The sequence below is a fragment of the Microbacterium sp. zg-Y818 genome, assembly GCF_030246905.1.
Classification (GTDB): Bacteria; Actinomycetota; Actinomycetes; order Actinomycetales; family Microbacteriaceae; genus Microbacterium.
The window spans coordinates 110942-122918 of sequence record NZ_CP126741.1; the positions used below are offsets into that span (position 1 = coordinate 110942).

Here is an 11977-nt window from a genome sequence, read left to right on the forward strand (position 1 = left end):
GTCGTCAACTGGCGAGGTCGTAGCGATGTCGCCCGCCGAGACGTGGGGTCTGTGCCGGATCGATCCACGCGGGTGGGATGAACCACACCTTCGCCCGCGTCCCGACGCCCTGCACCTCGATCCTCCAGCCGTCCTCGTGGATGCGGTGGTGGCATCCGACGCAGAGGAGGATGCCGTTGCCCAGATCCGTCGACCCGCCGTCTCGTGCCCACCATCGGATGTGGTGGACGACGCATCGCGCTGAGGGAGCGCCGCACGAGGCGCAGCCGCCGTCGCGTTCGCCCAGCGCCAGCTTCTGCGCCGCGGTGAACAGCCGCCTGGCGCGTCCCCAGTCGAGGATCTCGCCGGCGCCGCCGAGTACGCAGGGGATGATCTCCGCGTCGGCGGCCAGTCGTCGCGCCGCAGTCGCCGAGAGCGGCTGATCGATTCCGTCGACGGTCGCGACGCCGACGCCGTCCGTCAGGGTGTCCAGGTTCATCCGCACGATGACGGTCGCCGTGGGGAGGGTGGGCAGCTGCGTGCATCCGAGCGCGTGCCGGCACACGTCGGCGAGTGCGTCCGCCTGCATCTGACGCATGCTGCGCCGGTCCTTCTCGGCGTCGTCGGCGTGCTCGGTGCGGCGGAGGACGCCGGTGACGATCCCTTCGATGGCGGCCTTCACAGGCGCCGCTGTCTCGGCATCGAGCTTCGCCGTCAGCACGACCATCCCGTCCCGCTCCTGGATGATCAGGCTGCGCTCGCCGCGCCGCTCCGCCTCGCGCGGCTCGACGCCGTCCGGGTCGAGGTGCGCCTCGGCGCGGGCGAGCAGGGTGCCCAGCTGATCAGGGCGCAGGCCCGGCGCCATGGCGGAGAGCCGCTGCTCCATCGCGTCGAGGATCCCGGTATCGGCGCGCAGCGACACACGGTCCAGAAGGGTGATGATCGCCGATGCCGCCCACATGCCGAGCTCGCCGGATGCCACGGCGGCGGCGACGTGACGGTGCTTGGCGGGAAGGCGCTCGCCGGAGAGCGTCATGCGCGGTGCGGTGGCTTCGCCGACCTGCACCAGGCGCACCGCGTCGGCGGCCGTCGAACCCGTCGTCGCCGAGATCAGCGCGGTGGGAGAGCGGTGGCCCTGCTTCTTGGCGAGCGAATCCTTGCCCAGCTCGGTGCGGGATTGGCGAGCGATCTCGGCGGCCACCGGTGCGAATGCGGCATCCACTCGGCGGCGCAGTGCTCCGAAGGCGTCGTTCACCGCGATCAGTTCGCCCGGCGTCAGCGACTCGGTTGGCCTGTCTGCACCGGCGGCGACCAGCACGTCGAGTGCTGCGGCGATGTCTCGGAGTCCGTTCTCCATGGCACGCAGTCTAGTACATATATACGACACTAGGAAGGGGCGCGGGAAACAATACCCCGAGGCAATATCCACAACCGCCATCGAGATCTACGCCCCGCTGTCGGTCGGCGGGCGTAGAGTCACCCGCACCGCGACGACCGCGGAGGGAGAGGCTGACGGCGTGACCGAATCCGACATCCACGCTCGCCGCGACGTGGGGCGAGCTCCGACCCCGCCTGCCGCCAGCCCTTGGCCCGCCCTGTGGGCGCTGGTGATCGGCTTCTTCATGATCCTCGTCGACACGACGATCGTGTCGGTGGCCAACCCCGCGATCAAAGCGGCCCTCGATCCCGGCAGCGGCAACCTCGACAATGTCGTGTGGGTGACCAGCGCCTACCTCCTCGCCTACGCCGTGCCGCTGCTGATCACGGGCCGACTCGGCGACAGGTTCGGCCCGAAGAACATCTACCTGATCGGGCTGGCCGTCTTCACGCTGGCCTCGCTCGGGTGCGGGCTGTCCTCCACCCTCGACGGCCTCATCGCCTTCCGCGCGCTGCAGGGCATCGGCGCGTCGCTGATGACGCCGCAGACGATGGCCGTGATCACCCGCACCTTCCCCGCCGCCCGACGTGGAGCGGCGATGGGGCTATGGGGTGCGACCTCCGGCGTCGCGATGCTGGTCGGTCCGCTCGCCGGCGGGCTGCTCGTGGACGGCCTCGGGTGGGAGTGGATCTTCTTCGTGAACCTCCCCGTGGGGATCGTCGGATTCGTGCTGGCGTGGATGCTGGTGCCGAAGCTGCCGACCCACCCGCACCGCTTCGACATGCTGGGGGTGGTGCTCAGCGCCGTCGCCCTGTTCCTCATCGTGTTCGCCCTGCAGGAGGCGGAGCACTACGACTGGGGTGCCATCTGGGGGCCGGTGACGGTGTGGATGCTGCTGGCCGCCGGCCTGGTCGTGCTGGCGCTGTTCGTGCTTCAGCAGGCCCGCACGCGCAGCGAGGCGCTCGTGCCGATGTCGCTGTTCCGCGATCGCAACTTCTCCGTCGCCGGCATCGGCATCACCGCGGTGGGGTTCATGGCGGCGAGCATGTCGCTGCCCTACATGTTCTTCCTGCAGCTGGCGCGCGGGCTGAGTCCGACCGATGCCGCCCTGCTGCTGGTTCCCACGGCGGTGGCCGCCGGCATCCTCTCGCCGCTGGCGGGACGTCTGCTCGACCGCACCGACCCGAGGTTCCTGCTCGTGCCGGGGATGATCGCGGTGGCATCCGCGCTCGTCTGGTACGCGTCGCTGATGACCCCGGATACGCCGACGTGGATGTTCCTCTTCCCCGCCGCCCTCATGGGGATCGGGCAGTCAGGGCTGTGGGGGCCGCTGGCGACGACGGCGACGCGCAACCTCGACCCCCGCCAGGCGGGTGCCGGCTCCGGCGTCTACAACACGATGCGCACGATCGGCTCGGTGCTGGGATCGGCCGCGATCGCGGCGGTGATGCAGGGGCGCCTGGAGGCCAACCTCCCCGGGCTGGAGGAGGCGGGGGCAGGGCTCGGCTCGGGTGCGTTGCCGCCAGAGGCCGCAACCGGGTTCGCCGCGGCGATGGGACAGGCGATCCTGTTGCCGGCGGCGGTGCTCCTGCTCGGAGTGGTCGCCGTGCTGTTCCTGCGCCGGCCCGTGCCGGTGCGCGCGCCCGGGGAAACGCCCGCCCGCGCGGAACCGCCCGCACCCACGCAGACTAGAGGCGTCCGGTGAACGGCGACGGGGTGGTGTCGGTCGTCAGGCGGAACAGCCGCACGACACGACCGGAGTCCCGCTCGTACTGCCGGTAACCCGGCCACTGGGCTTCGATCAGCGCCCACGCGGCGTCGCGCTCGCCGTCGGGGATCGGTTCGGCGTGCACACGGTATCGGCGACCGCGGACGTCCGCCTCGGCATCCGGATGCGCCCGGAGGTTCGTCGTCCATGCCGGATGCCGCTCCCGCGCGAAGCTCGTGCCGGCGACGATGCCGCCGCCATGCCCGTCGGGCGTGTACATGAGCTGGGTCTCGCGCGGCTGCCCGCTCTTCGCGCCCGTGGTGTGCAGCACGAGCGAAGGCACGAGGATGCCGGAGACGATCAGCCGGCCGCCGGTGACGCGCTTGAGCACCCGCTCCGCCACCGGCAGCGCCCGCGGGGCGACGCGGCGGAAGGTCTTCGTGCGGGTGACGGGCGCGATGAGGCGCCGCAACGTGGTCACTAGTCGGTTCGCCATGCCCCGAGCATGGCACCGGTCGTGGCCGCGGGGGTGCCCCCAGGCCGGTGGCGATCGCACCGACGCCCCAACTCCTCAAAAACCCGCCCGGGGCCTCCGAAACAGCCCGGATGGCCACTGCGGAGGCCGATTCTCGAGGAGTTGCGTCCGACGGCCCCCCGCCTGCGGCCCGCACGCGCGAAGCCATCTCCGCCGGCTATCTCACCGGTGCCGACAGGTAGTGCTCGACGAGATACTCGGCGATCGCGATCGAACTGGTGGCAGCGGGCGACGGCGCGTTGCGCAGAACGGTGACCGGGCCCACCTGGTCGACCGCGAAGTCGTCCAGCAGCTCCCCCTTGCGCCCCCAGGCCTGCGCACGTACGCCGGCCGCGGTCTTGTGGGTCAGGTCGCGCATCCGCAGCTCCGGCACGAAGCGGCGGGCCTTGCGGAACCACAGCGGCTTGACCAGCGAGCTGCTGATCTCGTCGACGCCCATCCGCCAGTGCTGCTTGGCCAGGGATGCCGCACCTGGCCAGCGCAGCGACTCCCACGTGTCCTTCGGTGAGATCTGCAGCCAGGTGTATCCCTCCCGCGCGAGGGCGGGCACGGCGTTGGGGCCGACGTGGACGTTGTCGTAGACGCCGCGGGTGAAGTGCACGCCCAGAAACGGGAACCGCGGGTCCGGGACGGGGTAGATCATGCCGTTCACCAGGTCCGCGCGCTCCGGTGCGAGCTCCCAGTACTCGCCGCGGAAGGGGAGGATCTTCGGCGACGGGTCGGCGCCGACGAACCGGGCCACCACATCGGACTGCAGACCCGCGCACGCGATCACGCGGTCGAAGACGTCGTCCGACACGGGCGTGATGACACGCACGGCCCCGTTCTCGGCCCGGATGCCGGTGACCTCGTGCCCCAGGCGGATCTCACCGCCCGCGGAGCGGACATCCTGCGCCATGGCCTCGGTGATGGTGGCGTAGTCCACCGCGGCGGTGTGCGGCGAGTGGACGGCGGCGACACCCGCCACGTGCGGCTCGATCTCCCGCAGGTGGGCCACATCGTCGATGCGCACGAGGTCGGGGACCCCGTTCGTGACGGAGCGGCGCTCGATCTCGGCCAGCGCCGGCAGCTCGGTCTCATCCACGGCCACGACCAGCTTGCCCACCTCGCGGTACGGCAGGCCCTTCTCCTCGCAGAACTCCCGTATCGACACCCGGCCCGCCGCGCACAGCGTCGCCTTGAGCGACCCCGGCGCGTAGTAGAGCCCGGCGTGGACGACGCCGGAATTGCGCCCGGTCTGGTGCTGGGCGAGGCGCGCTTCTTTCTCCAGCACGGTCACGGCCGCACCCCGCCTCGCCAAGAGACGCGCCAGCGCGACCCCGACGATTCCGCCCCCGATGATTCCTATGCGCTCTGCCACCCGATGCCCCCCGGCGTTCGACGATTCGCGCAACGATAACGCGAACCGCGCTCGACGGGCGCGGCCAGGCCGCCGCCGCAGGCCGTTTCAGCCCTCGACGGCCCGCAGCGCGATGTCGGTGCGGTGGTGGGATCCCTCCAGGCGGATGCGCCCGAGCGCGGTGTACGCGCGCTCCCTGGCCTCGAAGAACGTGTTGCCGAGGGCGACGACGTTCAGCACCCGCCCGCCGGTGGCGATGAGCTCGCCGTCGCGTTCGGCGGTGGCCGCGTGGGCCAGGTGCACGCCCTCGACCGATGCCGCGGCATCCAGCCCGCTGAGCACGCGCCCCGTCACGGGGTCGGCGGGGTATCCCTCGCTGGCGAGCACGACGGTGACGGCTGCCGCCTCGGCGAAGGCCGGCGCGGGCTCGTCCTCGAGGTGCCCGGACGCGGCCGCCATGAGCAGCGATGACAGCGGGGTCGCCAGCCGGGCGAGCACGACCTGGGTCTCGGGGTCGCCGAAGCGGGCGTTGAACTCGATCACCTTCACGCCCTGCTCGGTGAGGATGAGGCCGGCGTAGAGCAGGCCGATGAAGGGCGTTCCCTCGGCGTCGAGCTGGCGGATGACCGGCTGGGCGACGGTGCGCGTCACCTCGGCGACGAACTCGTCCTCGCCCCCGAAGGCGCCGGCCAGCCACGGCAGCGGCGAGTACGCGCCCATGCCGCCGGTGTTCGGCCCGGCGTCGTCGTCGTGGGCGCGCTTGTAGTCCTGCGCGGGGGACAGCGGCACGACGCGGTCGCCGTCGGAGACGAAGAAGAGCGACACCTCAGGGCCCGACAGGAACTCCTCCACGAGCACCGGTCCGCCGGGCAGGTAGGCCTCGGCATGGGCCAGCGCCGCCGCACGGTCCTCGGTGACGATGACGCCCTTGCCCGCGGCCAGGCCGTCGGCCTTCACCACGTGCGGCGACCCGAGTTCGTCGAGAGCCGCCTCCACCTCGGCGAGGGTGCGGGCCCGCACCGCGCGGCCGGTCGGCACGCCCGCGGCATCCATGATGCGCTTGGCGAAGGTCTTCGAGCCTTCGAGCTGTGCCGCCGCCTTGCCCGGGCCGAAGGCCGGGATGCCGCGCTCGCGCAGCGCATCGGCGACGCCGGCGACCAGCGGCGCTTCGGGCCCGATGACGACGAGGTCGATGGCGTTCTCGTTGGCGTAGACCGTGACCGCGCCGGGATCGGCCGGATCGAGGTCCACGAGGGTGGCGTCGGCGCCGATGCCGGCGTTGCCGGGGGCCGCGAACAGCTCGTGCCCGGCCTCTTCGGCGCGCAGGGCGAGGATGATGGCGTGCTCGCGCGCGCCCGAACCGAGGACCAGGATCTTCACCGGGCCAGCCTAGCGAGGGGTGCTCGCCCGCCGCGGGGGTACCGTGGCCGCATGCCGCGAAAGATCAGCACCGATGCCGGCCGCGCCGCGCTCGCCGCTCTCGCGGCTGACACCTCCCCGTCCCGCACCGACCGCGCGACGGCCGTGCGCTACCTGCTGCAGCTGCTGGCCGAGAAGGCGCCGGGTAACTCCGTCGAGGTGCGGGTGCCGCCCTTCGGGGCGGTGCAGGCGCTGGAGGGTCCGCGACACACCCGCGGGACGCCGCCGAACGTGGTCGAGACCGACGCCGACACCTGGGTCGCCCTCGCGACGGGGGCAGAGAAATGGGCGGATGCCGCGGCCGCCGGCCGCATCCACGCGTCGGGGACCCGGGCGGACCTGTCGGCCTTGCTGCCGCTTCGTCCCTGATCGCCGGCTGGCCCGTCGCAGGTCACGACGGCCGCCCGGTCCCCCTCGGGCCGCGCGGTGCGACAATGGAACCATGACCGAGACCGCACGCCTGCGCCGCAGCCCGAAGTTCGCGGTGTTCATCGGCTTCGGTGCCGCATTGGGGCTGCTGGCGGCGCTGATCCTGACCTTCGCGTTCGGCAGCGGGGACACGGAGCAGAGCGCCAACACCGGCGTCGTCTACTCGCCCACCCAGGTGTTCGGCTTCCTGGCGCTGTTCGCCGTGCCCATCGGCATTGCGATCGGCGGCATCGTGGCGGTCGTCCTGGATCGGGTGCTGGCAGGGCGCGCCCGCGACGTGCAGATCGAGCACGAGCACATCCGCACCCAGGACTGACGAGCGGGTTCAGGCCAGCTCGGCGATGATCGGGTGGATGGCCGCGTCGAAGGCGACGACGTCTCCCCGCAGCCCGTCGGTGACCGCGATCGTGAGCGAGCCGATCCACCACACGCCACGCTGGGCCAGCGGCAGCACCTGCACGTTCAGCTCGAAGGAGTGGGCGCGGCGCCCCACCCGGCGCTCGTGCTCGGCGATCGCCCCCGCGTAGGCCCGATACGACACGCGCGCGCCGGCGGCGGCGTCGGCACGATAGCGGCTGTGGGAGGAGTTGGCGTAGGCGACGGCCGTGCCGGCGTGCGGCATCATCGCGTCGCGCAGTTCGTCGAAGCCCTCGGTGGGAAGCGCGGCCAGCAGGCCGAAGCCATCGACGAGGTCGAGCGGAACCGGCGAGGGGTGCGCAAGGGGCTCCACCGTCAGAGCCCAGAACTCGCGCCACTGCCGCTCGAGCGCGGCCTGCGACCGGTCGCTGCGCGCCACGGATGCCGCCGGGAGGTTCCGCAGCGGCGGCAGCTCGGCGGGGGAGCGGATGCCGAGCAGCTGACGCACGGTGAGGGCGACGAGAACCGACGGGCTCGCGTCCTCGCGCACCACCCACTCCGGAGCCCCCGCTACCATTCGGCCATTGTAGGCGGCGCCCCGCCCGAGGGGGCGGATCGATTTCTCGCGGGGACCGTCACGCGGGGCGGACACCGTCCCGCGCCCCGGTAGGGTTTACCCGTGGCCTCTCCCTCCCACAATCCCTATGCCGCCGCAGGTGTCGACACCGCCGCGGGCGATCTTGCCGTCGAGCTGATGAAGGCGGCGGTGAAGCGCACCCACGGTCCCGAAGTGCTGGGCGGCGTCGGCGGTTTCGCCGGCCTGTTCGACGCCAGCGCGCTCACCGGGTTCACGAAGCCGCTGCTGGCCACCAGCACCGACGGCGTCGGCACGAAGGTCGCGATCGCGCAGGCCATCGACAAGCACGACACCATCGGCCTGGACCTCGTCGGCATGGTCGTCGACGACATCGTCGTGGTGGGGGCCAGGCCCCTGTTCATGACCGACTACATCGCGTGCGGAAAAGTCGTCCCCGAGCGCATCGCCGACATCGTCAAGGGCATCGCACTCGGCTGCGCGCAGACGGGCACGGCGCTCGTTGGCGGCGAGACGGCGGAGCACCCCGGGCTCCTCGGCATCAACGACTACGACGTCGCGGGTGCGGCGACCGGGGTCGTCGAAGCCGACCGTGTGCTGGGCGCCGAGCGGGTGCGCGGCGGTGACGTCGTGCTGGCCCTGGCCTCGAGCGGCCTGCACTCCAATGGCTACTCCCTCGTGCGGCACATCGTCGCCGGTGCCGGCATCGGCTACGGCGACAACGCCGCCGACTTCGGCAGCACGTGGGGTGAGGCGCTGCTGGAGCCCACCCGGCTGTACACGGCGCCGCTGCTGCAGCTGGTCGCAGACTTCGGCGACGCAGTGCACTCGCTCAGCCACGTGACCGGCGGCGGCATCGCCGCGAACCTCGCACGCGTGCTGCCGGTGGGCACATGGGTCGACGTCGATCGGGCCACCTGGAGCCCGCCGCCCCTCTTCCGCGTGCTGGCCGACCTCGGCGACCTCGATCTGACCGCCACCGAGGGCACGTGGAACCTCGGCGTCGGCTTCCTCGCCGTCGTCTCGGCCGAGCGGGCGGATGCCGCGGCATCCGCCCTCACCGCGGCGGGCATCCCCGCGTGGCAGGTCGGTGTGGTGCACGAAGGCGCGCGCCCGGAGGGCGACTACGAACAGGGCGCCAAGGGCGTCGATGGCGGCGCCGTGCGCCTGGTCGGCTCGTACGGCGAGCAGGGAGCGGACTGACACCCCATGTGCGGAATCGTCGGCATCGTCGGCCACGCCCTGGTCAACCAGGACATCTACGACTCACTGCTGCTGCTGCAGCATCGCGGGCAGGACTCCACCGGCATCGCCACCGCGGAGGCCAGCGGCGTGGTGCACATGAACAAGCAGCGCGGCATGGTGCGCGAGGCCTTCCGCACCCGCGACATGCGCACGCTGCTGGGCAACATCGGCCTGGGCCACGTGCGCTACGCCACCAGGGGCACCGCCTCGAGCGAGGAAGAGGCGCAGCCCTTCTACGTCAACGCCCCCTACGGCATCGTGCTGGTGCACAACGGCAACCTCACCAACACGCGTGAGCTCAGTGAGGAGCTGTTCCGCACCGATCGGCGGCATCTGAACACCAGCTCCGACACCGAGCTGCTGGTGAACGTGCTCGCCAACGAGCTGCAGCACACGATCCACGGCGACCGGCTCAGCCCCGACGACGTCTTCACCGCCGTCACCCGGGTGCACGGCCGCGTCGAGGGCTCGTATGCGGCCATCGCCCTGATCGCGGGCTACGGCCTGCTGGCCTTCCGCGACCCCTTCGGCATCCGTCCCCTCATCCTCGGGCGCCGGCGCACCGCTGCAGGCCACGACGAGTGGATCGTCACGAGCGAGTCGCTGGTGCTCGAGAACGGGGACTACGAGGTCGTGCGCGATGTGCTGCCCGGCGAGGCGGTCTTCATCGACCTCGACGGTGTGCTGCACTCCCGGGAGTGCGCGGCAGAGGCCAAGCTCGCCCCCTGCGCTTTCGAGTACGTCTACCTCGCCCGGCCCGACTCGATCATGAACGGCATCGCCGTCTACGAGTCCCGGCTGCGCATGGGCGAGCGCCTCGCCGACACGATCGCCAAGCACACTCCGGCGGGGTCGATCGACGTCGTCATGCCGATCCCGGACTCGGCCCGCCCCGCCGCCATGCAGGTCGCGCGCAAGCTGGGGCTGGAGTACCGCGAGGGCTTCTACAAGAACCGCTACGTCGGCCGGACGTTCATCATGCCCGGCCAGGCGGTGCGCAAGAAGAGCGTGCGCCAGAAGCTCAACGCCATGTCGAGCGAGTTCAAGGGCAAGAACGTGCTGCTCATCGACGACTCGATCGTGCGGGGGACGACCTCGAAGGAGATCATCCAGATGGCGCGGGATGCCGGCGCCAAGACGGTCACCTTCGCCTCGGCCGCCCCGCCGGTGCGCTACCCCCACGTCTACGGCATCAACATGCCCTCCCGCCACGAACTGGTCGCGCACGGCCGCACGATCCCCGAGATCGCCGCGGAACTGGGATGCGACCGCCTCGTCTACCAGGAGGTGGAAGACCTCAAGGCCGCCATCCTCGAGGGATCCGACGTCGACGACCTCGACATGAGCTGCTTCGACGGCCGCTACGTCACCGGGACCGTCTCGGACGAGTACCTCGCCTGGGTCGAGGGCACGCAGGCCTCTTGACGCGTTCCCCGGCGGAGGACTCGCCGTTCCACCCGCTGCGGCCGGGCGGGGCGCTGGCTCTCGTGGGGATCGTGCTCTTCGCGTTCTCGCTGCGCAGCGCCGTGGCCTCGCTGTCACCGCTGGTGGCGCTGATCTCGCGCGACTTCGCGCTGCCGGCTCCCCTGCTGGGGCTCATCGGCACCGCGCCGCCGGTGTGCTTCGCGGTCTTCGGGCTGCTCGCCCCGCGCTTCGAGCGCCGGTTCGGGCTCGAGCGGGTGGCCGTGGCGGCGATCGCGGTGGTCGCGGTCGGCCTGGTGTCGCGCGGCTTCGCGGCCGACTCGCTCACCCTGCTCGCCGCCACCGCACTGGTGTTCGCCGGGGTGGGCGTCGGGAACATCCTGCTTCCGCCGCTGGTGAAGAAGTACTTCCCGCGGCGCGTGGGTCTGATGACCACGGTCTACACCACCACGATGGCGGTCGCGACCTTCACCCCGCCGCTGGTCGCCGTGCCGTTCGCCGACGTGGCCGGATGGCGCGTGTCGCTGGGTGCGTGGGCGCTGTTCGCGGTCGTGGCGACCGTTCCGTGGGTGCTCATGCTGACGCGCGCGCCGCGGGGCCCGCAGCGGGCCCAGGATGTCGGCGGCGAGGATGCGGCGCCCACCCCGCGCCTGTTCGCCCGGCTCTGGCGACTGCCGCTGGCGTGGGCGTTGGCCGTCGCGTTCGCGGTCTCGTCCATCCTGGCGTACACCTCGTTCGGGTGGCTGCCGACGATCCTCATCGACACCGCGGGCGTCACGCCGCAGATGGCCGGGGCGCTGCTGTCGCTGTTCGCGGTGATGGGACTGCCGGCATCGCTCGCGGTGCCGCTTCTCGTGGCGAGGCTGCGGGCGGAGCGCGTGCTGGTCGTCGTCGCCGTGGGCGCCGGACTCACCGGGCTCCTGGGCTTGCTCTTCGTCCCCGCCGCCGCCCCCGTCGTCTGGGTGGCGCTGCTCGGAGTGGCGCCGCTGCTGTTCCCGATGATCCTGGTGCTGCTGGGCCTGCGCACCCGCAGTCACGAGACAGCGGTCGCCCTCAGCGGGTTCGTGCAGAGCGTCGGGTACGCGATCGCCGCCGTGTTCCCGTTCGCGATCGGACTCCTCCACGACGTCACCGGAGCCTGGACGGCGCCCCTGTGGGTGCTCGTGGGTGTGGTCCTCGCCGCGATACCCGCCGGCTACGTGATCACGCGCGCGCGCACGATCGAAGAGGATTGGGAAAGACGGCACGGCCCCTGGTGAGGGGCCTATGCCTTCTCGTCCTCATACTCGTCGGTGTACTGGTCCGCCCACTTGTCGACGTATTCCTTCTCGTCGTCGTCTGGGTGCCCCAGTTCACGCTCGAGCGCGGCGTAGTTAACGCTCGGGCTGAACGACTTGAGTTCCCTGGCGATCTTGGTGTGCTTCGCCTTTTGACGGCCACGCCCCATGCGAGACCCCCTCATTTGTCTGAGCCGCGGGCTGTGCGACTGAGCCCGACGTAATCACGATCCGGCAGAAAGCCGGGAAGAGTAGGATTCAGGGTACCACGGCGCCTCGTGCCCGGCCTGTGGG

At 71.5% G+C, this 11977-nt stretch carries 12 protein-coding genes; 6 read left to right on the forward strand and 6 right to left on the reverse strand.

Translation table 11 applies throughout. The annotated features are described in order from the left end of the window. Positions 1–4: 4 nt before the first annotated feature. A complete protein-coding gene (locus QNO21_RS00470; RefSeq protein WP_257519764.1) occupies positions 5–1336 on the reverse strand; it encodes an HNH endonuclease in 1332 nt (443 codons plus the stop codon). 265 nt (positions 1337–1601) lie between these two features. On the opposite strand from QNO21_RS00470, the gene QNO21_RS00475 reads away from it, so the two are divergent. Beyond that, positions 1602–3062 carry a DHA2 family efflux MFS transporter permease subunit gene (locus QNO21_RS00475; protein WP_374211419.1) on the forward strand — a complete coding sequence of 487 codons (1461 nt, stop codon included), beginning with the start codon at positions 1602–1604 and terminating at the stop codon, positions 3060–3062. Here the strand turns inward: QNO21_RS00475 and QNO21_RS00480 are convergent. The 3 genes from QNO21_RS00480 to purD form a co-directional block, all read right to left on the reverse strand. Next, on the reverse strand, positions 3046–3561 hold the full coding sequence (locus QNO21_RS00480) for a nitroreductase family deazaflavin-dependent oxidoreductase (RefSeq protein WP_257513970.1): 516 nt from the start codon (positions 3559–3561) through the stop codon (positions 3046–3048). The two genes, QNO21_RS00475 and QNO21_RS00480, sit on opposite strands and share 17 nt — an antisense overlap. A 196-nt stretch (positions 3562–3757) precedes the next feature. Continuing rightward, positions 3758–4960: an L-2-hydroxyglutarate dehydrogenase gene (lhgD, locus tag QNO21_RS00485; protein ID WP_257519765.1), complete on the reverse strand. Its 1203-nt coding sequence runs from the start codon at positions 4958–4960 to the stop codon at positions 3758–3760. Between the two features lie 87 nt (positions 4961–5047). Beyond that, positions 5048–6319: a phosphoribosylamine--glycine ligase gene (purD, locus tag QNO21_RS00490; RefSeq protein ID WP_257519766.1), complete on the reverse strand. Its 1272-nt coding sequence runs from the start codon at positions 6317–6319 to the stop codon at positions 5048–5050. Between the two features lie 51 nt (positions 6320–6370). Here purD and QNO21_RS00495 point away from each other — a divergent pair, with 51 nt between their 5' ends. Together QNO21_RS00495 and QNO21_RS00500 are read left to right on the forward strand one after the other, a co-directional pair. Next, the gene (locus tag QNO21_RS00495) at positions 6371–6727 is read left to right on the forward strand and encodes a sterol carrier family protein (RefSeq protein ID WP_257517459.1); all 357 of its coding nucleotides are present in this window, start codon (positions 6371–6373) and stop codon (positions 6725–6727) included. 73 nt (positions 6728–6800) lie between these two features. Then, positions 6801–7103, forward strand: a complete 303-nt coding sequence (locus tag QNO21_RS00500) for a potassium transporter Trk (protein ID WP_257519767.1) — start codon at positions 6801–6803, stop codon at positions 7101–7103. A gap of 9 nt (positions 7104–7112) precedes the next feature. On the opposite strand, the gene QNO21_RS00505 is transcribed toward QNO21_RS00500, so the two are convergent. Beyond that, on the reverse strand, positions 7113–7721 hold the full coding sequence (locus QNO21_RS00505; protein WP_257519768.1) for a zinc-binding alcohol dehydrogenase: 609 nt from the start codon (positions 7719–7721) through the stop codon (positions 7113–7115). Positions 7722–7898: 177 nt separating this feature from the next. Here QNO21_RS00505 and purM point away from each other — a divergent pair, with 177 nt between their 5' ends. The 3 genes from purM to QNO21_RS00520 are packed head-to-tail and all read left to right on the forward strand — an operon-like array spanning position 7899 to position 11665. Continuing rightward, entirely contained in the window at positions 7899–8942 is a 1044-nt protein-coding gene (gene purM, locus QNO21_RS00510) for a phosphoribosylformylglycinamidine cyclo-ligase (protein ID WP_257516991.1), read from the forward strand. Positions 8943–8948: 6 nt separating this feature from the next. Further along, complete coding sequence (purF, locus tag QNO21_RS00515; protein WP_257516989.1) at positions 8949–10409, forward strand: amidophosphoribosyltransferase; 1461 nt, start codon at positions 8949–8951, stop codon at positions 10407–10409. Then, positions 10406–11665 (forward strand): MFS transporter, encoded by a 1260-nt coding sequence (locus QNO21_RS00520; protein ID WP_257519769.1) that lies wholly within the window; start codon positions 10406–10408, stop codon positions 11663–11665. The genes purF and QNO21_RS00520 overlap by 4 nt, the downstream gene beginning before the upstream one ends. Before the next feature lie 5 nt (positions 11666–11670). Here QNO21_RS00520 and QNO21_RS00525 read toward each other — a convergent pair whose 3' ends face one another. Beyond that, positions 11671–11853: a DUF3073 domain-containing protein gene (locus QNO21_RS00525; protein ID WP_257516289.1), complete on the reverse strand. Its 183-nt coding sequence runs from the start codon at positions 11851–11853 to the stop codon at positions 11671–11673. Between the last annotated feature and the right edge of the window lie 124 nt (positions 11854–11977).